The following is a 22,380-nucleotide window of genomic DNA, read 5'->3' as shown; positions in this document are numbered from 1 at the left end:
CCGTCCCGGACGCGGGCGTGGTCGTCTGCGTCAGTGGTCCGGCGCGGTGCCTCCGCCGCGAGCCGGGCCGCCGGAGCCGTCAGTGCGGGGAACCGGTCGGTTGCGGGCCGGCGTCGGCCGGCAACTGGTCGGGGCGGGTCAGCAGCACCACGACCAGCAGCAGCACCCCGGCCAGCAGGTAGGCGACGGCGGGTCCGAACAGCGCGGCGGCCGAGCCGAGCAGGAAGATCCCGCAGCCGGCGACGACGATGTTGGCGGCCACGATGGTCGCCTCCACCTGCCCCATCCGTTCCACCGGGGCCAGCCGGGCAAAGGTGGCCTGCGCGCCGATCAGCCAACCGCCGCCCGCGCCGATCAGCGCGTTGGCGCAGGCCAGCGCCCAGACCGGGGCGTGCGTGGCGACCAGCAGGGCGGCCAGCAGCAGCGCCCCGGCCAGGGCGGCGGCCACGGTGACCTGCCCGGTCAACCGGCCCAGCCAGGTGCCCCGGCCCAGCACCAGCACGAAGATCGCGCCGCCCAGCGCCGAGGAGGCCAGCACCACGGGCCGCCAGGCCCCGTCGGCGAGGTCCGGGGTGAGGGTCTCGGGCAGCGCGCCGGAGACCACCGTGGCGAGGGTGAGCAGGGCGACGCCGCGCAGCACCGGGTGCCCGGCGATGGTCCGGATGCCGGCGGTGGCCGGTGGGCGTGGCCCGCGCCGCCGCTGCTGCCCGGTCGGCAGCCCGGCCAGCACCAGCGCCGCGACCAGGAACGAGACCAGGTCGATCAGGAGCGCCACCCGGGGGCCGAGCGCCACGGTGATGCTCGCCCCGGCGACCAGGCCGATCACCTGGCCGGCCTGGTTGGCGAAGGCGGACAGGCCGAACAGCGGCAGCCGCAGCGGGGCGTCCACCGCCTCGGCGGCGACCGCCACGTTGACGCTGGAGTAGGCGGCCCGGACCGCGCCGAGCAGCCCCGCCGCGATGATCGCCGGCACCGGCCGGGGCACCGCGAGGGGGACCGCGATCAGCACCGCGCCGGCCACCGAGAGCCAGACCAGCAGGGTACGGCGGGCCGGCACGTCCAGCCAGCCGCTGAACACCGTGGCGACCAGCAGGGCGGGCAGGGCACGGGCGGCGTACACGGCGGCCGGCCCGAGGACCGACTGCGTCTGGTCGTACGCGAGCAGCAGCAGCGCGGCCAGCCCCACGAAGTCGCCCAGCTCGGAGATGCCCCGGGCGGTGACCAGTCGGGATGCCACCGGGTGGCGGAACAGGGCCCGGTAACCGGGTGTCGGCGAGAGCCGCTCGTCGGCGTCGGTCATCAGGTCGGCCGGACCTCCTACGGCGTCGGGGGGGCGATCCAGCGGTGTATGTATCTGGGTCGATCAGCAAGTTACCCCCTCACCGCCACCGGGTGAGTGACCCCGGGTGTGAGTGAATCGACCATTCCCGGAGCGACCTGCGGCGTTAGGGTCTACAGGGTTCTGAGTCGTTACGTGATCGTCTCCTGGGAGGTGCCACCGTGGCCGCACTGCGCCAGTACCTGGGCGTCTGGCGGATTCCCGGCGCACCGCTACTGCTGCTCCTCGGTGTCGTCGGTCGCCTCGGCATCGGGATGACCCCGCTGGCGCTGCTCCTGGTCGTGGAGCAGGTCACCGGCCGGTACTCCCTCGCCGCCGTGGCCGGCGGCATCTACGCCCTGTCCGGTGCCGCGCTCAGCCCGGTCGCCGGCCGGATCGCCGACCGGGTCGGCCCCACCCCGGTGCTGCTGGTCACCGCCGTGGCGCACCCGCTGGCCCTGTTGGGGCTGCTCGGGGCGAGCCGCGCCGATGATGCCGACGTACGCCTGATCTATCTGGCGGCAGGGCTGGCCGGGGCCACCTACCCGCCGCTGACCGCCGCGATCCGGGGCGCCTGGAACGACCTGACTGGCCCGGCGACCGGCCGTTACCCGCTGCGCAACACGGCACTGGCCGCCGAGACGTCGCTGTTCGAGGTCGTCTTCGTGCTCGGCCCGCTGCTGGTGGCCGCCTTCGTCCTGCTGGCCGATGCCGCCGCCGCACTGTTCGGCGCGGCGGTGGTGACCCTGGTCGGCACCGGCGGGGTGGCGCTGGGCCGGGTGATGCGCGCCTGGCGGCCCCACTCGCGTGAGCACCACGCCCGGGGCCTCGGCCCGCTGCGGGTGGGTGGCTTCCCGGCGCTGCTGGTCTGCGTGGCGAGCCTCGGCATCGCGTTCGGCGCGGCCGGGGTGATCGTGCCGGCGTTCGCCGGCAACCAGCCCACCGACGACCCACAGAGCCTGGCCGGCCTGCTGCTCGCCGTCTGGGGGGTGGGCAGCGCCGTGGGTGGTTTCTGGTTCGGGGTACGCCGCCCGGCGGCCAACATGACCCGCCAGTTCGCCTGGTTGCTCGCGGCGGTGGCCGGCACCCTGGCGATCTTCGCGGTGATGCCCGGCCCGGTGTCGCTCGGCATCGCCCTGGTGATCGGCGGGGCCACCATCGCCCCCGCGCTGACCCTGGAGAACACCCTGGTCGGGCGGATCACCCCGACCGGCATGCTGAACGAGGCGTACACCTGGGTGGTGACCATGTCGGTGGCGGCGAGCGCGGCCGGCGGCGCGGTCGCCGGCCTGATCGTCGACCACGCCGGCGGGGTGCCCTGGGCGTTCCTCTTCGCCGCCGGGGCGGTCGGCGTCGGAGCCGCCGTCGCGGCACTGCCCGGCGGCCCGATCGCCCGCGCCGAAGCCGCCGCCACCCGCGCCGAACACCCCGTCACCGTCTGACGGTGCCCCTTTGGGGGTACGCGCCTCGCGCCGTTCCCTGGTGGTACGCACCCCTGTGTCTTTCGGGCGCGCGTCGGGCGGCCGTCCCCGTCGGGGGACGACCGCCCGGGTGGGTGGTGCCTGCCTACCGGGTCAGCGGTAGTTGGTGAACTGGAGGGCCACCCCGAAGTCCTCGCCCTTGAGCAGCGTGATGACGGCCTGGAGGTCGTCCTTCTTCTTGCCGGTGACCCGGAGCTGGTCGCCCTGGATCTGCGCCTGGACGCCCTTCGGGCCCTCGTCGCGGATCTTCTTGCTGATCGCCTTGGCCTTCTCGGACTCGATGCCCTGGATCACCTTGGCGTCGATCTTGAAGATCTTGCCCGAGGACCGGGGGTCGCCCGCGTCCAGTGACTTCAACGAGATGTTCCGCTTGACCAGCTTCTCCTTGAACACGTCGAGCGCGGCGGCGACCCGCTCCTCGGTCTCCGCCTGGAGGCTGATCGCCTCCTCTCCCGACCAGGAGATCTCGGCGCCGGTGCCACGGAAGTCGAACCGCTGGGCAAGCTCCTTCTCCGTCTGGCGAAGGGCGTTGTCGACCTCCTGCCGGTCGACCTTGCTCACGATGTCGAACGACGGGTTCGCTGCCATGCTGATGCTCCTGCTGTCCGGCGGTCTGTCAGGGTCGTCGCGGCGCTGACCAGCCCCACGACCCTCTGACGGTACCCGGTTGCCATGACCCCGGGGGTGACCGCTATTCTTGCTCCGCTGCCGCGTTGCGACGCGGTGGTGTGCCCTGGCGGGTTGCCCGAGCGGCCAATGGGAGCGGACTGTAAATCCGTCGCGAAAGCTACAGAGGTTCGAATCCTCTACCCGCCACCAGGTGCACCAACGGCCCCTGACCAGCAGAAATGCTGATCGGGGGCCGTTGTCGTTGATCTAGCGGAGTCCGGCTGAGTCCAGCCGTTGACGACTGGTTGTGGGCAGATGGTGGGCGGGTCGATCTTGCCGCTGAGGGCTCCTCTGAGGACGTGACTGCTGGTGCCGCTGGTGCTTCAGGGCTGGCGCGGGCCGTGCGGGTAGCGACCGGCTGAGGGCTTCGCGTTGGGGCTGTAGTTGGCCGCGGGAGGTGGGCCGGGGGCAAGCCAGTCCCGGCGTTGGACTGGTGCGGCAGTCGGAAGCCCCGACCCTCGACCAGGTCGACTCGTTCGGCTTCCGTACCGCCTGGCCGTGATCGTGCTGCTCTTGGGGGCGGCGGTCCGGCGGTAGTCGGTGGCTCTCCGCCCCGGCGCCGAAGGCGGCCGGGGCGGCTTGCCGCCGGCCGGGTTACCGCCCCGCGTCGCGCGGAGCGCGGCGCCTTGATCCAGAACAGAAGAAATCGGCAGTGGAGCCGCTTGCCGCTTGCCTCAGACAGGTCACGAACGCTCAAGCATGCATCCCCTGAGAGCCATGCCGCTGCATCCGCTCCAGGTAGTCGTGTGCGGAGATCCGTAGCGTCATGCCGGCGAAGTCGACCCAGGTGGGCCCTCACCACGCTAGCCACTGCGGTTAGGGTAACGAGGTCAATCCTCCCCGGCAGCTTTGGAGCCGCCTTGTCTAGGTTCAGCACCGATAACCTGCGAGCGCTTGCCAGAGCGGTACGTGAGCTCGACCCGGACGGCCAGTATGTCAAGCTCGACGTCGATGTCCGCCAGGTTTACTACTCCTCCACGATCAAGCAGCATGAGGCGATCCGTGACTACGTTGGGGACGAAGAGCCCGCTCGTGCATACTTTGTTGCATGGCTCTGTACCCGAGGGAGCTATCCGCCCGAGGCAATTGAGTTAGAAAGGCGCTATAGCTTCGGACGGGACAGTCACTTCGAGCTTGACATCAGAGTCTCGCGTCCCGGCAAACCAGATGCAGCCTATGCGCTTATCGAGATGAAGGCGCCATCTGACTTCGGGGACGAGGCTGATAGTCGGATTAGCGGCCAACTCTTCGCGCCCGGCGGCCGTGAGCCAGAAGCGACAATCCTTTCCCTAGCAACTGTCGAGGTGGGGGGCGACGGGCAGCCTGCAATCAGGACGGTCACAATCGCTTACGATCCCCTACTTACCTACGAAAGATGGGAAGCGGCGGGCCGCCCGCATGTTGATGACTTTCCCATTAACTACGATGAGCCCACGCAAGAGCCGCTAAGTCCCGGCGGCCCACGCGCCTTGCGGGCTAGTATCGATCGTGCTGAGCTTGACCGACTTCGAAAGCAACTGCATGATCGCCTATGGGGTGGTTCTCGGGACGATAATCAGATCTACTCGTGGTTGGTGCGGCTCTTCCTGACAAAGATTCACGATGAGAAGGTCACGAACGTAGGAGAGCCTTACAAATTCCAAGTACTCCATCAGGGGAGCCGGAAAGAACAGGCAGAGCAGACTCTAGCGAGAATAAATGGGCGCTACGTCGAAGCGTATCAGAGGTATATTCGCCGCGATGGGCAGCGCGTTGAGCTTCTTGAAGAGTCCCTGTTCTCTCCGCAAGAGACCCAATGGGTTGTCGAACTTCTTCAAGGTATCTCACTGACCGAGGCAGGCCGGTCAAGTGGCGACTTGCTGGGTGCCTTCTTCGAAGGAATTACGAGAGAAGGCTTCAAGCAAAGCAAGGGCCTCTTCTTTACGCATTACAACATCGCCGTGTTTATGCTCGAAGTCCTGGAAGTGGGCCAACTGGCCGAGGCGAAACTCGCCAGTGCTGCCCATCCCAATGAGAGATTGCCGTACATCATCGATCCCTCTTGTGGTAGTGGGACCTTCCTTCTTGCGGCTATGCGTACGATTACCCGGCACATACTTCAACGATCAACCTTCCTTGACCGAAATACCGATGTAAGAGAGCAACTCTCCCTTAAATTTCCCTCGGAGGCGCCCAACACGTGGGCGAAAGACTTTATTTATGGCATCGAGAAGCGCGAGGACCTGGCGATCTCTACAAAGGTCAACATGGTCCTTCACCGAGACGGCCATACCCACGTGTTCAACGACGATGGCTTGGCACCTCTGAACTCCATCGCCTCTAGGCATGGTGAACAGAAATTCCGATCAAATCCCGACCCGGATGGCGTCTATGACAAGCCACTTGCCGAGAGCTTCGACGTTGTGGTCACCAATCCTCCCTTCAGCATCACTCTAGACGCGAACGTTAGAGCCGATCTCTCAAACGCTTTTAGGCTGGCGCAAGACCGGAATAGCGAAAATCTGTTCCTTGAAAGGTGGTATCAGCTACTCAGGCCGGGAGGGCGCCTAGGTGCGGTTCTCCCCGAGAGCTTCTTTTCGACAACGGAAAACCTTGCGGCCCGGCTCTTTTTGTTCGAGCGCTTCCATGTTCGCGCAGTTGTGACGTTGCCATCGCACTCCTTCCAGCCTTGGACGCCGACCCGTACGAGTCTCCTCTTCGCCCAAAAGAAGACTGCCAAGGAGGAAAGAGATTGGACTGAAGCCTTCACTCGCCACAGTGTCACCTTGAAAGCGGCTCAGACCTCCGCAACAGTATCGGCGAAGTCAATCGTCAAGCCTGGCAAGCGAGCGCAGGGCCAAATCGTAAGCCATCGGCTGGCAGTGGACGCGGCGCTCACAGAGTTGGAAGTTGGCCAGTTGCTTGAGGAGCATGGCACGGTCGCCTGGGCTGCCGAAGCGCTCGCCGCAACTTCCTCCATCAACACGGATGTACTGGCTTTCCGCCGTACAGTGGCAGAGATTGGAGCGCCAGACTACACGGGGATTATCGTTGGTGAGGTCGGTTATCGGCGAACCAAGCGCGCCGAGAATGATCGGCGTAACGACTTGTTCCGCGCCGTTATGGCGGACAGTGGCGGCAACCCAGTAGTGGACGAAGAGGGAAAGGCCGTCGCGCTAAGGAACCTCAACGACGCTGCAGACGGATGGGCTGTCGTAATCGGCGTCGGAGGCGACGATGCCTTGTCTGTTCTTAGGGCGGAGAAGCTATGGCGCTAATGAAACTCCCGGTGACAGCGGAGGGTATTGCGCTGTCCGGGGGTGCCCGTCTCGATCCGAGGTTCCATTACCTTCGGCGGGCGGTTGCACCGTTGATGGACGGGCTTGAGAAGAGCGTCCGCCTCGGCAGCATGGCGAGTTTTTCCAACGGCCTAAACCTCCCGCGATCGGCCTATTCTGACGATTTAGGCGATACTGACGCCCTATACGCGTCCGTCGCGGCTCTTTCGTCCTCGACGCTTCGGGTGTCGAACTGTGTTCCGTTAAGAACAGTCGGCGACCGTATCGCTGGAACCAGGATTGACTATAAGTCGGCGGGTGTCCAGCCAGATGAGATCCTTGTTACCCGCTCTGGCACGCCCGGCATTGCATGGTCCGGTACGCAGGCGGTTGGCGGAGCGGCGATAATCCCATCGGGATTCGTTATTCGTCTCAGGGTTGATCCAAAAGTGGATCCCAACTACCTGGCCGCCGTCCTAAGTCATCCAGGTTGGCGGCTGCTTACAGCGGCCCTGGCGGCGGGAAAGCGGCAGGATAACCTGAGTCAGGAGCAGTTAGTTGACGTTCGCATTCCTATTGTCGGAGGCGATGTGCAGGAGGGGATCGCGTGCCGATACGAGGAAGCGCTTCGGCAGGTCGAGGAGATTTATCGGAGTGAAGAGGATTTTGCGCAGGTCTGTGATGAGGTTCTCTCTAGGTGTGCAGGGCTGACGCTCTCGCCTTCTGTGCGAAACCCAGTTCAGCAGTCCCGAATTGCGTTGGCTGATGTCGCTGGCACTAGAGGGCTTCGCCTCGATAACCGATGGCATGGCCCTGAGAATTCGGCCGTACGGTCGTCCCTTTCTGCAGTTCCTGTATTTCGGCTGGGTTCGCTCCTACTAAGTGGGCCTAGTAAGGGCAGGCAACCCACCTGGACGGCTGAGGAGGAAGCTGACGAAGACACTCCTCGGGCGATCGCTACTGCGACAATCCAAGCCGGCACGATTAACTGGGAAAGCGCTAAGCTGACAACCGAGAGGTCGGTTAGCCTATTCCCAATCAATGACGGCGACTTGCTCGTGGCCATGGACGGGGATGGCTCCTTAGGGAAGGCGGCCGTTTACCGTGGTGATTTGCCTGCAACGGTCGACTCGCACATTTCCCGTTCCAGGGTCAGAGGTGGCGAGGAGATCGCCGATGCGGTCAGCTGTTATCTGAACAGTACTTGGGGGAAGGTTCAGACTACGAGTTTGATGACCGGTGCAACGGGTCAGACCCAGCTGAGCCCCACCGATCTTAGAGATGTTGCGATTCCGGTGGCGGTCATTGACCGGGCAGCGGTAGTTGCCGGCGCGTACCGGGAAGCTTTGCGGCAGTATGAGCCCATTGTCCGGCGCGCTCGGAGAATCCTCTGCGAAGCATCCGCAGATCTGACCCGGCGGCTCTTGGCCGAGGGTGTTCTGAGGTCAGGCGAGAAGGTGGCGAAATTTGAGGACCCCTCGTACCTGCTTAGCACCTTCGACCTGTTGTATACGCGGGCTTGGCGATAGAGGCGATGCTTAGGCATAACTGACGGAAGTGGCCTGTGCGCGTCTGGCGTTGCCCGCTGCGCGGGGGCCAGTGTGGCGCCTTGAAGGGGGCGCATGGCGCGCTGTAGCGAAGTCCTGGCAGCCTGTTCCCTATTGGCCGGTCCCGGGTACCCGATATGCTCTGATTACCTCCTCTACCTTGCCTCCGTCTCGTATGACGCTCTCTTGTACGACTAACAACTCCTAACTCAATGAGGTTGGGCGTTACTGGACGGACGTGAGGATCGTTCTGTCTGAACGTGGGGAGGGGTGCGCAGCCGCCGTGGATCGTCTCGGACGAGTTGTGGGCCGAGGTCGAAGCTCTGTTGCCACCGCGTCCGCCTCGCCGGTACCGCTGTCCCGGGCGGAAGCCCCTGGATGACCGCAAGGTGCTCTGCGGGATCCTGTTCGTGCTCTACACCGCGATTCCATGGGAGTACCTGCCTCAGGAACTCGGCTTCGGCTCGGGGATGACGTGTTGGCGCAGGTTACGGGACTGGAACGACGCCGGTGTCTGGCAGCGGTTGCACGAGGTTCTGCTCGGTAAGCTCCGCGCCAGCGGGCAGCTCGACCTGTCTCGGGCGGTGATCGACGGTTCCCACGTCCGGGCGCTCAAGGGCGGCCCAAAACCGGTCCGAGTCCGGTCGACCGCCGCAAGCCGGGCTCGAAACACCACGTCATCACCGACGCGGGCGGCATTCCCCTCGCAGCGAGCCTGACCGGTGGCAACCGCCACGACGTCACCCAGCTCATGCCTCTGGTCGACAGGGTCTCCCGCATCAGGGGCATCCGTGGACGGTCCCGGCAGCGACCACAGTGGCTGTACGCCGACCGTGGCTACGACTACGACTGCTACCGCCGCCAGCTTCGGGCGAGGGGCATCACCCCTGGGCTGGTCGGGCCTGAAAGTGGGTTATCCGATTTCGGTGGGACGTCTCCTGGTCAGGGTGACTCCGGCGAGGACCAGGGCGATACCGGCCACGATCGCGGTCGTGACGGCCTCGCGGAGGATCACCCAGCCGAGGATCACGGCGACGACGGGCAACAGGTAGGTGACCACCGACGCGGCGGTCGGCCCCTCGTCGTCGATGATGCGGTAGTTCAGGACGTAGGCGGCCCCGGTGCCGAGCACCCCGAGGACGAGCAGGCTCGCCACCGCGTCGAGCCGCCACACCGGCGACTCCAGGCCGGCGAACGGCAGCGCCGGGACCAGCAGAACGGTGGCCGCGCCGAGCTGAGCCGCCGACAGCATGAGCGGCGGGATTCCGCGCCCGGTCAGGAACCGACCCATGTAGACGTAGCCGAGTCCATAGCTGGCGGCTGCGGCGAGGCAGGAGAGGCCACCCCAGCTGGCGATCTCGCTCGCGGATTCCCACGGCGAGAAGATGACCACGACGCCGAGGAACCCGAGGGCGAACCCGGCGGCCTTCTGCACGGTGACGGCCCGGTCGACGCCGACGAGGAACGCCAGCAGCAACGTCCACAGCGGTGTGGTCGCGTTCAGCACCCCGGCCACGTTCGACCCGATCGTCTCCTCCGCGATGCTGAACAACAGGTACGGCACGGCGTTGGCGACCAGGGCCGCGACGAACAGGTGACCCCACAACCGCCCCTGCCTCGGAAAGCGAAGTCCCCGGGACAGCGCGATCGGGGTCAGGACCAGGAAGCCGAGCAGGAGCCGGGCGAACACGATCTGCACCGGGTTGAAGCCCCGCAACGCGAGTTTGATCCAGAGGAAGCCGGAACCCCACAGCAGCGCGAGACCGGCCACCCGGGCGATTCCTGCCCGGGAGACCCGCTGGCGGTCAGTCCTCAACGGGCTTCCCGTAGTTCAGGCCGTTCACGTCGGCGGGGATGACGGGCCGCGTAATGAGGGTGTCCGCGAACTTGTGGTGCCGTGCAGAAGCCTGAAGCGGCAACCGTGCGATCGAGGACCATTCGTACATCTGCCGGTCTCGGTGCATGTCGATGACGTCGACGTGGGTGATCCGGACGGCGGCGGGCCGGGGCTCGGTCGCCTTGACGGCCTGGATGTAGGGCGCGGCCGGACCATCGGTGGTCAGGTAGGCGACGCTGACGTGCGGGCGGTACCGGCGAGGATCTTCGGGGACGTTCTCGTCGCCGAGCACGTGACCGAGGGCAGCCCGGGTGGTGGCGCGAAGCTCCTGGACGGTATCGGCGGGCGTTGCCGGCATGACGATGGCCTCGTCCGCGACGATGGCCTCACCGAACTCGACAGCGACCGGACCCAGGCGGGCGAGCTGCTTCCCGGCCTCCTCGATGATCGCGGCCAGTGTGTCGTCGGCAACCTCGTCGGTGAAGCCGATGCCCTGCATGGTGAGGTGCAGCCACTGATCCGGAATGAGAGTCAGGGAAGGTACCGCAGTCAGTGCCGACCGGTAACAGTCAGCCAGCCGGTACAGCCCGGGTTGGTCCTCGAAGGTGAGGTGGAAGGCGTAGAAGCGCCGGCCGACGCGCCAGCCGGGTCGCCACCACCAGTGGTCACGGACCCGATCGGCGTGCTGCCCGGGCGGGAGGTCTGCGAGCGCCACGGCCAACTCCTCTCAGAGACGCTGGGACAACAGGTACGGCACGGCATTGGCGACCAGGGTCACCCCGCACAGGTGACACCTCAGCAGTACGAGACCGGCACCCGGGCGACACCAGCCCGGGAGAGGTGTTGACGCTCAGTCTTCGACAGGCATGTCGTAGTCCAGGCCGTTCACGTCGGCGCGCATGACGAACCGGGTCACCTCGAAGGCTCGTCCGTCACCGTCAAGGCTGGTGTGCAGCAACTCGATCACGGGCACACCCGGCGGCATCGAGAGCCCCTTCACCTCTTCGGGCGTCGGCATCCGGGCACTGACCTCCTCGCGGATACGCGCGATCGGGTAACCGAGGTCCTCGAACCGCTGGTAGATGCTGCCTCGGCCGAGCTTCTTCTCACTCGCCAGCGGTGATCCCTCGACCACCGCTGTCGGGATGTAGGTCACCCCGACCTGCATGGGCTCGTCGTCGGCGAAGTACCAGTTCTCTCGCCGGATGACCTCCTGGCCGGCGTCGAGCCCCAGCCGTTGGGCGACGTCGGCGGGCGGCTGCACGGTGGTCACCGACCGGCACTCCGTGTGCGGGGTGCGCCCCTGCCGCTCCACCTCGATGCGGAACGGCGAAAGCCCGGTCTCGTTCCGCGCCCGGCGGGAGTACCGGTCCCGACCCATCCTCATCAGCGGACGCCGCAGCCGCACGAACACGCCTCGGCCGTGCTGGGCCTGGGCGAGGCCCTCGGCCTGCAAGATGCCCAATGCCTCTCGGGCGGTGTTGCGGGCCGTGGCGTATCTGGCCGCCAGGTCACGTTCGGAAGGTAGTTGGTCGCCGTCGCCGAGGTCACCGCGCATGATCGCGGCCCGTAGCTCCTCGGCGATGCGGCGGCTCGGAGGCTGCCGCTCCTGTTGGTCACTCATCGGATCACCACTCCTCAAGGTGATACCCAGGCTAGCGCAACTGGCTCAAGCCAGCTATTGACAGCCTGCAGCCCTTCATCGAAGCTGGCTTAAGCCAGTTGGCACCGATGACGTTCCTGTCGTGAGCAGGTCGTCGGCCTGGAGTCACGCCGTTCGGAGGGCCAAGCCGTGGTGCTGGCAGCTAAGCAACCCGGGGTCGTCGCCCCGGTTACCTGTGGAGGTGTGATGCCCGGCACTCATCGTCGATGCGGTGGGTTCTCGTCCTGGCGGTCCCGACGGCGTCCACCATCGCGACCTGTCCGCAGCGACGCCCCGCCCAGCACGCCCGCTGGTTCCGCCCTCGCCGCGCCGTGGTGGTCGGTCGGGGTGACCCGCGAGTTGCCCACGCTGCGGTGTGCCCCGCTGCTGGCGGTGGGCCAGGCGTGTCGGGGCAACGGCGGGCGGTGGCAGCGATGACCCGTACCAACAAGCCGGTCACCACCCACCCGCCGTGGTGTACCCCCGAGCGCTGCGGCTACCTGGTCCCGCCGGTGATGCCGCACATGGCTCGCCGGCATCGTGGCCTGATGCTCCGGGTCGGTGAGAGTCGGGCGAGTGGCCTCGTCGTCACGTACCTGATCAGCGCGGAAGTCCCGGGTGCGCCGCTCGTCGGGGTGCACGCGAACTGCCGGGCCGGCAACGCCTGGGCCGAGTTGTCCCTGCCCCAGGCCGCCGAACTGGTCGCGCAGCTGAGCGGCCTGCTGACCCAGGTGGCCGACCAGGGCGACGCGGACCGGGACGAACCCGGCCAGCAGGGGGTCGGCGATGAGTGAGGGTGGTCGGCCGGTCGTCTGTCCGGTGTGGTGCCGGGGGTGCGGGCCGAACGATCCGATGCACCGGGGGTTCCTCGCCACCGTGGGGCGGGAGCGGACCGGCTGGGTGAGCCTGCAACTGCTCGTCGACCGGTTCGTCCGGCGCGAGGCGGCGATCAAGCTCGACGCGACCCGGTACGGCGCGACCCAGGCCGTGCTGTTGTCGCTCGGGCAGGTCGACCGGCTCATCGAGGAGCTGACCCAGGCGCGTCGGCTGATGCGGGCACCGGTCGGGCGGTCGGGGCCGGCGGGGGAGGGGCGGTGAGCGGCGGCCGCCCGCAGGGGCGCGTGCCGGGAGCGTCGGCGAGGATCGCGGCATGTCCGACGACCGCTACATGCGTATCCACAGCCCCGAGTTCCAGGCGATGGCCGCGAGGGTGCTGCGGGCCACCGAGTTGACCTCCCGGCTGAACGTCCTGCCCTTCGAGGACGAAGCTGGCCGGGCGGAGCTGTTGGCGCAGCTCCTCGGCCGGCCGCTGCCGGCGCGGGTCACCATCTATCCGCCGTTCTACACCGATCACGGCCTCAACCTGGAGATCGCGGAGCGGGTGTTCATCAACCAGAACTGCACGTTCCTCGACTATGCCGGCATCCGGCTCGGCGCGGGCGTCATGATCGGCCCGAAGGCCACCTTCATCACCCTCGGCCATCCGGTCGACCCCGCGCAGCGGCGGGAGTGGCTGACCGGAGCGCCCATCGACGTGGCGGAGAACGTCTGGATCGGGGCCGGCGCGACGATCCTCCCCGGCGTCCGCATCGGCCGCGACGCCGTGGTGGCGGCCGGCGCGGTGGTCGCCGACGACATCCCGCCCGCCACCCTGGTCACCGGCCCCAAAGCGACGGTACGCCGCCAGTGGTGACCCCCGCCCGCCTCGGGGCCCTCGCCCGTCTCACCGTTGGGCCGATGTAGCGGTATCGGGGCAGGGTGGATACCGCTACATCGGCCCAATTGAGTCGATCATGCGCCCCTGCCCCGTCGGCCGGGTCGCGCCGGCTCCGGTGTGGCCTCGTGGCCGGGCATCCCGGGGGTACGCCGGCGCTGCTTCATCTCCGCCTCGTAGAGGTGCCGCCGGCCGCCGGCCAGCTTCTCCCGGGCGTACCGCTCGATCTCCTGGAACGTGGCGTAGTAGCCGTCGTCGAACTCCTCCACGATCTGGAACGTCCACCGGCCGGGCAGCACGTTGCGCCCCAACAGCTCGTGTGCGACCCGGTCGGCCACCTCGTCGTGCCCGGCCGCGCGCAGCAACTCCACCACCCGGTCCAGGGTGAGATCCGCGCCGCCGACGAGCTGGTGCGCGGAATAGAGGTGCCCGCGTACCCGGTGGATCGTCTCCAACGCCTCACTCAACTTGCCCAACGCCTCGACCGTCGCGTCGTCGACTCCCGCCGGCCGCGCGTGCTCCTCGTCCACCGCACCGTCCTGACCTGCCATAACCCCCGACATACCCCCACACCGCCCCAGGTATCCCATCCCTGCGCGGTCGACCGTTCTTCTCAGTCCGCCAGTCGGAACGCCAGCTGCGTCTTCCACGTGCTCCGGTCCGGGTCGTCGTCCGGGCCGAGGTGGTAGATCTCCAGCCGGCAGCCCCAGCGCTCACCCGCCCCGGTGTCGCTGACGTCCCAGCGCAACCCGTTGCGCTCCGCCCACTCCAGGAACGCCCCGGTCACCGCGACCAGTTCGTCGGGGTCGCCGACGTGGGTGGTGGTGAGGTAGCGGCCGGCCGGCAGCACGCCGGTCTCCATGGGCGTCTCGACCGCGATCTGCGCGTCGGCCGGGACCGGCACGCCCGCCTCGACCTCCAGCTCCCGCGCCATGTCGATCACGTGGTAACGCAGGAAGTCCGGGCCGGCCGGGGTGATCTCCCGCGCCGTCAGCCAGTCGGCCAGGTCGGACAGGGCGCCGGCGGCGTCGCCGATGGTCTCCATGGTCACCGGGCGTCTGATCCCCACGTAGGGCTGGGCCGCGCGTTCCTCGATCACCGGCGTCACCGGCGGCTGCGATGTCATGGATTCACGACACCATCGCGGTACGACAATGTCGGTCCGACCGCCTCTGGCGGGTGTTTCGCCTGCTCGCGCCAGCTCGCCACCGTACGCGTGTTTTGTCGTTGATCTGATGCGGAGTCCGTCGACTCCCGACAGGCCGCTTCCGTACCCGACGAAATGAGCTATGGTGATCGATGTGGCGGTTCCGGGAGCAGTCGTCGCGACCCTCGAATGCGACGGTCGCCCTGCCGCCCGGACGACGGCCCCGCGCCGTTAAAGATCGGGTTTGCGTCGATAGTGACATTGGGCAATTCGTGGAGGCTGCTACCCGTCCTGGTGCCGCTGATCTGGCACGGGGAGGTGACGGCGGTGGGCCGAACGGCGGAACCTCTCCGCTGCTCGGACCAGCGCCGCTCTCCCCGCTTTTCTGGGTACCCGAGGTGTGGCACGATCGTGGAACCTCCACCATCCCCCGTGAACACTCTCTCGACAGGAGCAATCATGTCTGGTCGAAGGCTGGGCCGGCTGTTTGGCTCGCTCCTCGTGCTCGCCACCATCCTGGGTGGACTCGCCGTCACCGGCGTCCAGACCATCGACGGCGGCGCGCAAATGGCGGACGTCGTCTGGACGATGGGCGGCGCGCGCTAAGCCCCCGCGTCGTCCCCGCTCCCGGTGTCCTGGGGGTGACGTCTCTCAGGGAGAGGGTGGCGCATGGCCAGCCGAGATCAGCGGCGTAAGTCCACCGAACGCGCCTGGTTCATCACCGCCCCCCTGGCCCTGCTGGCCATCGTCTTCAGCACCGCGATCGGTGTCCTGCGCCCCGAGTTCGGGGAGTGGGGCCTGGCGTTCGTTCTCTTCGTGGCGATGACGGGGATCAGCATCCCGGTCCTCAACGTCATAGTCCGGCGACAGTCGGTCGGGGTGACGTTGACCGAGGTGCCCCTCGTCGTCGCGCTCTTCTTCCTGCCACCGCTGACGGTGGTGCTGATCTACACGCTCTCCGTGCTGATCTGGAGCGCGTCGCACCGGTTCGCCCCGGCCAAGCTGTGGTTCAACGTCGCGAAGGCGGCGGCGGCCACCTCGCTGGCCGGGCTGCTCCTGCTGGCCCTGCCCCCGATCAACGGGGTCGGGCCGGGCACCTGGGTCAGCCTGTTCCTGGCGGTCAACACCATCACCCTGGTCAGCCTGCTCTCGGTGGCCGGGGTGCACGTGCTGCTCCAGGGCTGGCAGGCCGGCCGGGAGGCGCTGCGTACCGCGCCGTCGGTCTTCCTCACCACCTCGATCAACGCCTCGGTCGGCCTGCTCGTCCTGATCGCGTTGAAGACCACCTGGTGGTCGGTGCTGCTGCTGGCCGCGTTGTTCGCGGCGTTGTTCCAGGTCTACCGCTCCTACTCGCAGTTCTTCCGACAGCACCGCACCCTCACCGGCATGTACGACCTGACCCGGTTGCTCACCAACAGCGCCGAGGGGGCGCTCGCCGACATCCTGCTCGACCGGGTGCGGGGCCTGATGCAGGCCGAGTACGCCACCCTCTGGCTGCCCGCCCAGCGCCGGCACCCGGAGGTGCTGCTGACCGCCCGGGTCGACACCCCGGGCCTGCTCGACTTCGCACCCACCCCGACGGTCTTCCGGGAGCAGGCCCGTGAGCTGGGCAAGACGCTGTCCATCGGCCGACTGCTCGGCGACGACACCGCGCTGCGCCGCGAGGTCGGCGCCCAGCAGGTCAAGGACGCGATCGTGGTGCCGCTGCGCTCCGGTCAGGCGGTGATCGGCACCCTGGAGGTCACCAACCGGCTCAGCGACATCGGCCACTTCACCACGAGTGACATCCCCGTCTTCGAGACCGTGGCCGCGCACGCCGCCGTCGCCCTGGAGAATTCCCGGCTGGTCGACCGGCTGCGGCACGACGCCTACCACGACGCGCTGACCGGGCTGCCGAACCGGCGACGGATCACCGCCGCGCTGGCCGAGGCGGTCAAGATCCGGGCCCCCGGCGAGGTGGTCGCCGTGCTGCTCTTCGACGTGGACGGGCTGCGGCAGGTCAACGAGTCACTGGGGCACGCGGCGGGCGACAAGGTCCTCGTCGAGGTGGCCCAGCGGCTGCGCGCGTGCGCCCCGTCGTCCGCCCTGGTGGGCCGGGCCGGTGGGGACGAGTTCCTGGTGACGCTCCGGCTGGAGAACGCCGAGGCGGCCCTGGAGTTGGCCGCCCAGCTCCGCGAGCAGATCCGCGACGAGATGGTCTTCGACGCGCTCACCCTCGACGTGGACACCGCCGTCGGGGTGACCGTGCATCCGGATCACGGCAGTGACGCCGCCGTACTCCTGCAACGGGTCGACCTGGCGGCCACCGCGGCCAAGGCGGTGCCGGGCAGCGTGCAGCTGTTCAACCCGGCGCTGGAGTCGCGGTCGCTGCGCCGGCTCGGGCTCGCCGGCGACCTGCGCCGCGCCCTCGACGAGGGGGAGCTGGAGGTCTACTTCCAGCCGAAGGTCACCCTGCGGGACCGCCGGCTGCTCGGGGTGGAGTGCCTGGCCCGCTGGGAGCACCCGGCGCACGGCACGGTCTCCCCGGAGGACTTCGTCGCGGTGGCCGAGCACACCGGGCAGCTGGGTCGGCTCACCGAGTTCGTCCTCCGCGAGGGGTTGCGCCGCAGCCGGGACTGGAGCCACACCGGGCAGCCGCTCGCGGTGGCGGTCAACATCGCCGCCCGCTCGCTGATCGACCGGCACTTCCCGGACCGGGTGGGGGAGCTGCTGGCCGAGTACGGCGTCCCGCCGCAGCTGCTGACCGTCGAGATCCCGGAGGCGGCGGTGCTGGACGGCACCGAGCGGCCGATCCCCACCCTGCGCCGGCTGCGGGACCTCGGCGTCCGGCTGGCGGTCGACGACTTCGGCACCGGCAACTCGTCGTTGGCCCAGCTGCGTCGGCTGCCGGTGCACGAGGTGAAGGTGGACCGGTCGTTCGTGCAGGGGATGGCGACCGACCCGGGGGACCTGGCGATCGTCAACGCGGTGGTGTCGCTGTCCCAGCAGTTCGGGCTGTCCGTGGTGGCCGAGGGGGTGGAGAGCGAGCTGACCCTCGAACTGCTCCAGGACATCGGCTGCGAGATCGGGCAGGGCTTCCTGTTCAGCCGGCCGCTGCCGTACGAGCGGCTGGAGGCCTGGTTCGGCGCCCAGGTGGACCAGGAGGCGACCGACCCGGGCGAGCTGCCGAGACTCCGCGTCGTGCCCTGAGCTGGGTCGACGCGGTATCGGGGGATCCCATTTCACCCCCGGCGCGGTGCCGTGTAATGTATCCCCTGCGCGACGCCCTCCGGGGTGATCGGGTAGGCCCCCTTAGCTCAGTCGGCAGAGCGTCTCCATGGTAAGGAGAAGGTCTACGGTTCGATTCCGTAAGGGGGCTCAGAGGGTCCGGTTGGACCCGCCTCGGCGGTGTAGCTCAGATGGCAGAGCAAGCGGCTCATAATCGCTGTGTCGCCGGTTCAATTCCGGCCACCGCTACTCTCGTCCTCCGGGCTTATCCCCGGTGGTGAGTGGGACGGGCGCCATAGGCGCCCACTTTGCATGTCCAGGCATCGTCCGCGTAGGCTGATGCGCTGTAGTTGATATCCGTAGCGAGGAAGGCACTCCGCCGTGGCGAAGGCGACCGATGTCCGGCCGAAGATCACTCTGGCGTGTGTGGAGTGCAAGGAGCGCAACTACATCACGCGCAAGAACCGTCGTAACGACCCGGACCGCATCGAGCTGAAGAAGTTCTGCCCCCGGGACGGCAAGCACACCGCCCACCGCGAAACCCGCTGACTCTCGGCCGGCCACCTGGCCGGCCCGGTCCGCAGCGACCACCCCGGACGCCGATCCGCACGGATGGCGCGGCCTGAGAGCCGCCTGCCCGTACGGGTCGGCGTTCGTGCGTCCCGTGTAGGTTCGGCGGCATGTCCCTGGACCCGTCCTTCGTCGGCCGGACGTATCCGCCGACCGCCCCCTACCAGGTGGGCCGAGAAAAGATCCGCGAGTTCGCCACCGCCATCGGGGCCACCGAACCGGCCTACCACGACTCGGCGGCGGCCCGTGCCCTCGGCCACCCGGACGTGGTCGCCCCGCCCACCTTCCCGGTCCTGATCACCATGGCCGCCAGCCAGCAGATCGTCGACGACCCGGCACTCGGGGTCGACTACAGCCGGGTGGTCCACGGCGACCAGCGCTTCGCGTACACCCGGCCGGTGGTGGCCGGGGACGAGCTGGTCTGCGTGAACACCATCGAGGAGATCAGCAACCGGGGTGGGCACGCCTTCCTGACCACCCGCACCGACGTGACCACCTCGGCCGGTGAGCCGGTGGTCGCCGTCTGGTCCAAGCTCGTCGTACGTGGGGAGTCCTGACGTGGAACTGTCGACCCGGACGTTCCGGGTGACCCGGGCGGACCTGGTCCGCTACGCGGGCGCCTCGGGCGACTTCAACCCGATCCACTGGAACGACCGGACCGCCACGACGGTGGGCCTGCCCGGGGTGATCGCGCACGGCATGTTCACCATGGCGCTGGTCGGCCGGGCGGTCACCGAGTGGGCGGGCACACCCGACGCGGTGGTCGAGTTCGGGGTGCGGTTCACCCGGCCGGTGGTCGTTCCGGACGACGACGAGGGCACCGAGATCACCGTGGACGCGGTGGTCAAGGAGGTCACCGAGGCGGGGCTGACCAGGCTCGATGTGACCGCCCGGTGCGGTGACGAGAAGATCCTCTCGCAGGCGCGGGCGATCGTCCGGACGACCGGCTGACGGCCTCCGGAAACGTACGGGGCGGGACCGGTTGGGAAAGTCGGGGCGCTACCCGTACACTGGTCCGCCGTGGGGCAAGTGACCTCTGCCCGGCCGTGCAGGTCGGGTGGAGCGAGCGTTGCCGCACAGGGGTGTAGCTCAATTGGCAGAGCAGCGGTCTCCAAAACCGCAGGCTGCAGGTTCAAGTCCTGTCACCCCTGCGCCTCAGGCCTGACCGTTCCCGTGGGTCGCGCCGCCGCAAGGCGGCGTCCGGCCCGTGGTGGTGGCATCGGCGGGGTGGTTCCGAGGCGACTCGGATCCTCTTCGTCCGGTCCGCCGGCCGCGGCCCGTCGCGGGACGGTTGGTCCGGCCGGCGTGACCAGCGCGCCGCGTACGCCTCCCGGCGTACGAACCGACATCCCGCGACGGAGGGCGAAGTGGCCGAGAGCAAGCGGCGCGGCGAGGACGCCGGCGACGACGGTCGGCGCGACGAGCGCGACGAGGTCGTCGACGAGGTGACCGCCGACAACGACGCCCCCGACGACGACGACGCCATCGACGACGACGCCACCGACGCGGACGAGCCGGTATCCCGGGGCGGCACCGTGACCCGGTCGCGGACCCGCGCGGGTGCTGCCGACAGCAAGCCGAAGACCCGGTCCGAGACCGACCGGGTGGGGCCGTTCGCGCGCATCGCGCGTTTCTTCCGCGAGGTCGTCGCCGAACTGCGTAAGGTCATCTGGCCGACCCGCAAGGAACTGCTGACCTACACGGCCGTGGTGGTCACCTTCGTCGCGGTCATGCTGACGATCGTGGGCCTTCTCGACTTCGCCTTCGCGAAGGGCGTGCTGTGGGTCTTTGGCAGCCCCAGCTGACCGGCAGACTGAGCCGATAGTGACGGAAGTGAGCAAGCGTGCCTGAGTACGACGAGACCGCCGAGACCACGGACGACCAGTCCACGGTCGCGACGGCGGCGAGTGACGAGTCGGTCGAGGCCGCCAGCGAGCCGGAATTCCCGACCACGGAGCCGGAGCCGGAGCCGGACTACGACCCGGTCGCCGAGCTGCGCCAGAAGCTGCGCTACGCGCCCGGCGACTGGTACGTGGTGCACTCGTACGCCGGCTACGAGAACAAGGTCAAGACCAACCTCGAGACCCGGATCACCTCCCTCGACATGGAGGAGTTCATCTACCAGGTCGAGGTGCCGACCCGGGAAGAGGTCGAGGTCAAGAACGGCAAGCGTTCCCAGATCCAGGCCAAGGTCTTCCCCGGCTACATCCTGGTCCGGATGGAGCTGACCGCCGAGTCCTACTCGTGCGTGCGCAACACGCCCGGGGTCACCGGCTTCGTCGGGGCCACCGACCGGGCCGACCGTCCGGCGCCGCTGAGCCTCGACGAGGTGCTCAAGTGGCTGGCTCCGGCGGTGGAGAACGAGCAGAAGAAGGCCAAGCCCGAGATCAGGGTCCTCGACTTCGAGGTGGGCGACTCGGTCACCGTCACCGACGGGGCGTTCGCCTCGCTGCCGGCGACGATCAGCGAGATCAACGCCGATCAGCAGAAGCTCAAGGTGCTGGTGTCGATCTTCGGCCGGGAGACCCCGGTCGAGCTGAACTTCAACCAGGTCGCCAAGATCTGACGACGTTCCTCGTCGCCGGCGGTGGGCAGCAGCCCGCCGCCGGCGACGTCGTTACCCCCGGCGCGGACCTCGGCGCAGAGGGCCACCGGGCGCTGCGCTACTCTTGAACGTCGTCGCTGTGGCACCGCGCTGACCGTGCGCGCCCGTGGCCGGCACCTTTCCCAGTTCCAAGCCCCAGGAAGTGACATGCCTCCGAAGAAGAAGCTCGTCAAGACGTTCACGCTTCAGCTGAAGGCGGGCCAGGCGACGCCGGCTCCGCCGGTGGGCCCCGCGCTCGGTCAGCACGGCGTGAACATCATGGAGTTCTGCAAGTCCTACAACGCGCAGACCGAGGCCCAGCGGGGCGATATCGTCCCCGCCGAGATCAGCGTGTACGAGGACCGGTCGTTCACCTTCGTCCTGAAGACCCCGCCCGCCGCCCGGCTGCTGCTCAAGGCCGCCGGCGTGGACAAGGGCTCCGGCGTGCCGCAGAGCCAGAAGGTCGGCGCGGTGAGCCAGGCCCAGGTGCGCGAGATCGCCGAGAAGAAGATGGTCGACCTCAACGCCAACGACATCGACCAGGCTGCGAAGATCATCGCCGGCACCGCCCGGTCGATGGGCATCGTCGTCAACGACTGACCCCGGTCGGTCCCCAAGATCAGTTCGTGGGAGGGCACGCGTCGACCGCGGCCCGCCAGAGACCACAGGAGTAACCCGAGATGCAGCGCAGCAAGACGTACCGCAAGGCCGCCGAGGCGGTCGACAAGTCGAAGCTCTACACCCCGGCCGAGGCGGTCAAGCTCGCCAAGGACACCACCAGCGCCAAGTTCGACGCCACGGTCGAGGTCGCCATGCGCCTCGGCGTCGACCCCCGCAAGGCGGACCAGATGGTCCGCGGCGTGGTCAACCTGCCGCACGGCACCGGTAAGACCGCCCGCGTGATCGTCTTCGCCGCCGGCGCGAAGGCCGAGGAGGCCGTCGCCGCCGGTGCCGACGAGGTGGGCACGGACGAGCTGGTCGCCCGGATCCAGGGCGGCTGGCTGGACTTCGACGCGGCGATCGCCACCCCGGACCAGATGGCCAAGATCGGCCGGATCGCGCGGATCCTGGGCCCGCGCGGCCTGATGCCGAACCCGAAGACCGGCACGGTGACCATGGACGTCACCAAGGCCGTCTCGGACATCAAGGGCGGCAAGATCACCTTCCGGGTGGACAAGCACTCCAACCTCCACCTGATCATCGGCAAGGCCTCGTTCTCCGAGACCCAGCTGATCGACAACTACGCCGCGGTGCTCGACGAGGTGCTCCGCGCCAAGCCGTCCGCGGCCAAGGGCAAGTACCTCAAGAAGGTCACCCTGGCCACCACCATGGGTCCGGGCGTTCCGATCGACCCGAACGTGGTGAAGAACTTCCAGGAGACCGGCGCCGAGGGCTGAGCCCGGCTTC

General features: G+C 68.1%; 22 protein-coding genes, 4 tRNA genes and 1 pseudogene. 20 read left to right on the top strand and 7 right to left on the bottom strand.

Annotation, left to right across the window (positions count from 1 at the left end; genetic code table 11):
• Positions 1–79: 79 nt before the first annotated feature.
• Positions 80–1,300: a hypothetical protein gene (locus ACQP1S_RS28265; protein WP_432900730.1), complete on the bottom strand. Its 1,221-nt coding sequence runs from the start codon at positions 1,298–1,300 to the stop codon at positions 80–82.
• A gap of 200 nt (positions 1,301–1,500) precedes the next feature.
• Here ACQP1S_RS28265 and ACQP1S_RS28260 point away from each other — a divergent pair, with 200 nt between their 5' ends.
• Positions 1,501–2,760 carry an MFS transporter gene (locus ACQP1S_RS28260; RefSeq protein WP_432900728.1) on the top strand — a complete coding sequence of 420 codons (1,260 nt, stop codon included), beginning with the start codon at positions 1,501–1,503 and terminating at the stop codon, positions 2,758–2,760.
• Positions 2,761–2,892: 132 nt separating this feature from the next.
• Here the strand turns inward: ACQP1S_RS28260 and ACQP1S_RS28255 are convergent, their stop codons facing one another.
• The gene (locus ACQP1S_RS28255) at positions 2,893–3,387 is read right to left on the bottom strand and encodes a YajQ family cyclic di-GMP-binding protein (RefSeq protein WP_091242112.1); all 495 of its coding nucleotides are present in this window, start codon (positions 3,385–3,387) and stop codon (positions 2,893–2,895) included.
• A 147-nt stretch (positions 3,388–3,534) separates the two neighbouring features.
• Between ACQP1S_RS28255 and ACQP1S_RS28250 the strand changes: the two genes are divergently transcribed.
• The 4 genes and pseudogenes from ACQP1S_RS28250 to ACQP1S_RS28235 all read left to right on the top strand — a co-directional run.
• Positions 3,535–3,618: transfer RNA gene (locus ACQP1S_RS28250), tRNA-Tyr, on the top strand.
• Positions 3,619–4,328: 710 nt separating this feature from the next.
• On the top strand, positions 4,329–6,725 hold the full coding sequence (locus tag ACQP1S_RS28245; RefSeq protein ID WP_432900726.1) for an HsdM family class I SAM-dependent methyltransferase: 2,397 nt from the start codon (positions 4,329–4,331) through the stop codon (positions 6,723–6,725).
• Complete coding sequence (locus ACQP1S_RS28240; protein WP_432900724.1) at positions 6,716–8,254, top strand: hypothetical protein; 1,539 nt, start codon at positions 6,716–6,718, stop codon at positions 8,252–8,254. The genes ACQP1S_RS28245 and ACQP1S_RS28240 overlap by 10 nt, the downstream gene beginning before the upstream one ends.
• A 305-nt stretch (positions 8,255–8,559) precedes the next feature.
• Positions 8,560–9,161, top strand: a pseudogene (locus tag ACQP1S_RS28235) (IS5 family transposase); the annotation flags it as partial.
• A gap of 24 nt (positions 9,162–9,185) precedes the next feature.
• Here the strand turns inward: ACQP1S_RS28235 and ACQP1S_RS28230 are convergent.
• From ACQP1S_RS28230 to ACQP1S_RS28220, 3 genes are all read right to left on the bottom strand, one after another.
• The gene (locus ACQP1S_RS28230; protein WP_432900722.1) at positions 9,186–10,088 is read right to left on the bottom strand and encodes a DMT family transporter; all 903 of its coding nucleotides are present in this window, start codon (positions 10,086–10,088) and stop codon (positions 9,186–9,188) included.
• Complete coding sequence (locus ACQP1S_RS28225; protein ID WP_432900720.1) at positions 10,078–10,824, bottom strand: 2'-5' RNA ligase family protein; 747 nt, start codon at positions 10,822–10,824, stop codon at positions 10,078–10,080. The genes ACQP1S_RS28230 and ACQP1S_RS28225 overlap by 11 nt, the downstream gene beginning before the upstream one ends.
• Positions 10,825–10,959: 135 nt before the next feature.
• Positions 10,960–11,733, bottom strand: coding sequence for a GntR family transcriptional regulator (locus ACQP1S_RS28220; RefSeq protein ID WP_432900718.1), 774 nt, complete (start codon positions 11,731–11,733; stop codon positions 10,960–10,962).
• 452 nt (positions 11,734–12,185) lie between these two features.
• Between ACQP1S_RS28220 and ACQP1S_RS28215 the strand changes: the two genes are divergently transcribed.
• From ACQP1S_RS28215 to ACQP1S_RS28205, 3 genes are read left to right on the top strand one after another with little or no spacing between them, the layout of a single operon-like run.
• Positions 12,186–12,545: a hypothetical protein gene (locus ACQP1S_RS28215; protein WP_432900716.1), complete on the top strand. Its 360-nt coding sequence runs from the start codon at positions 12,186–12,188 to the stop codon at positions 12,543–12,545.
• 58 nt (positions 12,546–12,603) lie between these two features.
• Positions 12,604–12,849: a precorrin-4 C11-methyltransferase gene (locus tag ACQP1S_RS28210; protein ID WP_363665780.1), complete on the top strand. Its 246-nt coding sequence runs from the start codon at positions 12,604–12,606 to the stop codon at positions 12,847–12,849.
• 52 nt (positions 12,850–12,901) lie between these two features.
• Positions 12,902–13,444 carry a DapH/DapD/GlmU-related protein gene (locus ACQP1S_RS28205; RefSeq protein WP_432900714.1) on the top strand — a complete coding sequence of 181 codons (543 nt, stop codon included), beginning with the start codon at positions 12,902–12,904 and terminating at the stop codon, positions 13,442–13,444.
• A gap of 98 nt (positions 13,445–13,542) precedes the next feature.
• On the opposite strand, the gene ACQP1S_RS28200 is transcribed toward ACQP1S_RS28205, so the two are convergent.
• Both ACQP1S_RS28200 and ACQP1S_RS28195 read right to left on the bottom strand, forming a co-directional pair.
• Positions 13,543–14,028 (bottom strand): hypothetical protein, encoded by a 486-nt coding sequence (locus ACQP1S_RS28200; RefSeq protein ID WP_432900712.1) that lies wholly within the window; start codon positions 14,026–14,028, stop codon positions 13,543–13,545.
• Between the two features lie 50 nt (positions 14,029–14,078).
• The gene (locus ACQP1S_RS28195) at positions 14,079–14,591 is read right to left on the bottom strand and encodes a GyrI-like domain-containing protein (RefSeq protein ID WP_432900710.1); all 513 of its coding nucleotides are present in this window, start codon (positions 14,589–14,591) and stop codon (positions 14,079–14,081) included.
• 480 nt (positions 14,592–15,071) lie between these two features.
• On the opposite strand from ACQP1S_RS28195, the gene ACQP1S_RS28190 reads away from it, so the two are divergent.
• The 12 genes from ACQP1S_RS28190 to rplA all read left to right on the top strand — a co-directional run bounded on the left by ACQP1S_RS28190 (position 15,072) and on the right by rplA (position 22,370).
• Complete coding sequence (locus tag ACQP1S_RS28190; RefSeq protein ID WP_432900708.1) at positions 15,072–15,218, top strand: hypothetical protein; 147 nt, start codon at positions 15,072–15,074, stop codon at positions 15,216–15,218.
• A gap of 63 nt (positions 15,219–15,281) precedes the next feature.
• Positions 15,282–17,801, top strand: coding sequence for a putative bifunctional diguanylate cyclase/phosphodiesterase (locus ACQP1S_RS28185; RefSeq protein ID WP_432900706.1), 2,520 nt, complete (start codon positions 15,282–15,284; stop codon positions 17,799–17,801).
• A gap of 96 nt (positions 17,802–17,897) precedes the next feature.
• Positions 17,898–17,970, top strand: a tRNA-Thr gene (locus tag ACQP1S_RS28180).
• 25 nt (positions 17,971–17,995) lie between these two features.
• A tRNA-Met gene (locus ACQP1S_RS28175) sits at positions 17,996–18,068 on the top strand.
• A gap of 132 nt (positions 18,069–18,200) precedes the next feature.
• Positions 18,201–18,368 carry a 50S ribosomal protein L33 gene (gene rpmG / locus ACQP1S_RS28170; protein ID WP_091242082.1) on the top strand — a complete coding sequence of 56 codons (168 nt, stop codon included), beginning with the start codon at positions 18,201–18,203 and terminating at the stop codon, positions 18,366–18,368.
• Between the two features lie 131 nt (positions 18,369–18,499).
• Positions 18,500–18,946, top strand: coding sequence for a MaoC family dehydratase N-terminal domain-containing protein (locus ACQP1S_RS28165; protein ID WP_091242079.1), 447 nt, complete (start codon positions 18,500–18,502; stop codon positions 18,944–18,946).
• Position 18,947: 1 nt separating this feature from the next.
• A complete protein-coding gene (locus ACQP1S_RS28160) occupies positions 18,948–19,340 on the top strand; it encodes a MaoC family dehydratase (RefSeq protein ID WP_432900703.1) in 393 nt (130 codons plus the stop codon).
• Positions 19,341–19,467: 127 nt separating this feature from the next.
• A tRNA-Trp gene (locus ACQP1S_RS28155) sits at positions 19,468–19,540 on the top strand.
• A 216-nt stretch (positions 19,541–19,756) separates the two neighbouring features.
• Positions 19,757–20,194, top strand: coding sequence for a preprotein translocase subunit SecE (secE, locus tag ACQP1S_RS28150; protein ID WP_432900701.1), 438 nt, complete (start codon positions 19,757–19,759; stop codon positions 20,192–20,194).
• A gap of 38 nt (positions 20,195–20,232) precedes the next feature.
• Complete coding sequence (gene nusG / locus ACQP1S_RS28145; RefSeq protein ID WP_091242070.1) at positions 20,233–20,955, top strand: transcription termination/antitermination protein NusG; 723 nt, start codon at positions 20,233–20,235, stop codon at positions 20,953–20,955.
• Between the two features lie 186 nt (positions 20,956–21,141).
• A complete protein-coding gene (gene rplK / locus ACQP1S_RS28140) occupies positions 21,142–21,573 on the top strand; it encodes a 50S ribosomal protein L11 (protein ID WP_091242068.1) in 432 nt (143 codons plus the stop codon).
• 80 nt (positions 21,574–21,653) lie between these two features.
• A complete protein-coding gene (gene rplA / locus ACQP1S_RS28135; RefSeq protein WP_091242065.1) occupies positions 21,654–22,370 on the top strand; it encodes a 50S ribosomal protein L1 in 717 nt (238 codons plus the stop codon).
• Positions 22,371–22,380 lie beyond the last annotated feature (10 nt).

The sequence above is a fragment of the Micromonospora matsumotoense genome (genome assembly GCF_050951065.1).
GTDB classification, from domain to species: Bacteria; Actinomycetota; Actinomycetes; order Mycobacteriales; family Micromonosporaceae; genus Micromonospora; species Micromonospora matsumotoensis.
Note: the sequence above shows the minus strand (reverse complement) of the source record. Positions and strands in the feature narration are given on the sequence as shown.

Coding starts and splice junctions, on each gene's coding strand:
- ACQP1S_RS28265 (WP_432900730.1), bottom strand. CDS start 1,300: ATGACCGACGCCGACGAGCGGCTCTCGCCGACACCCGGTTACCGGGCC.
- ACQP1S_RS28255 (WP_091242112.1), bottom strand. CDS start 3,387: ATGGCAGCGAACCCGTCGTTCGACATCGTGAGCAAGGTCGACCGGCAG.
- ACQP1S_RS28240 (WP_432900724.1), top strand. CDS start 6,716: ATGGCGCTAATGAAACTCCCGGTGACAGCGGAGGGTATTGCGCTGTCC.
- ACQP1S_RS28220 (WP_432900718.1), bottom strand. CDS start 11,733: ATGAGTGACCAACAGGAGCGGCAGCCTCCGAGCCGCCGCATCGCCGAG.
- ACQP1S_RS28215 (WP_432900716.1), top strand. CDS start 12,186: ATGACCCGTACCAACAAGCCGGTCACCACCCACCCGCCGTGGTGTACC.
- ACQP1S_RS28210 (WP_363665780.1), top strand. CDS start 12,604: ATGCACCGGGGGTTCCTCGCCACCGTGGGGCGGGAGCGGACCGGCTGG.
- ACQP1S_RS28205 (WP_432900714.1), top strand. CDS start 12,902: ATGTCCGACGACCGCTACATGCGTATCCACAGCCCCGAGTTCCAGGCG.
- ACQP1S_RS28200 (WP_432900712.1), bottom strand. CDS start 14,028: ATGTCGGGGGTTATGGCAGGTCAGGACGGTGCGGTGGACGAGGAGCAC.
- ACQP1S_RS28195 (WP_432900710.1), bottom strand. CDS start 14,591: ATGACATCGCAGCCGCCGGTGACGCCGGTGATCGAGGAACGCGCGGCC.
- ACQP1S_RS28190 (WP_432900708.1), top strand. CDS start 15,072: ATGTCTGGTCGAAGGCTGGGCCGGCTGTTTGGCTCGCTCCTCGTGCTC.
- ACQP1S_RS28185 (WP_432900706.1), top strand. CDS start 15,282: ATGGCCAGCCGAGATCAGCGGCGTAAGTCCACCGAACGCGCCTGGTTC.
- ACQP1S_RS28165 (WP_091242079.1), top strand. CDS start 18,500: ATGTCCCTGGACCCGTCCTTCGTCGGCCGGACGTATCCGCCGACCGCC.
- rplK (WP_091242068.1), top strand. CDS start 21,142: ATGCCTCCGAAGAAGAAGCTCGTCAAGACGTTCACGCTTCAGCTGAAG.
- rplA (WP_091242065.1), top strand. CDS start 21,654: ATGCAGCGCAGCAAGACGTACCGCAAGGCCGCCGAGGCGGTCGACAAG.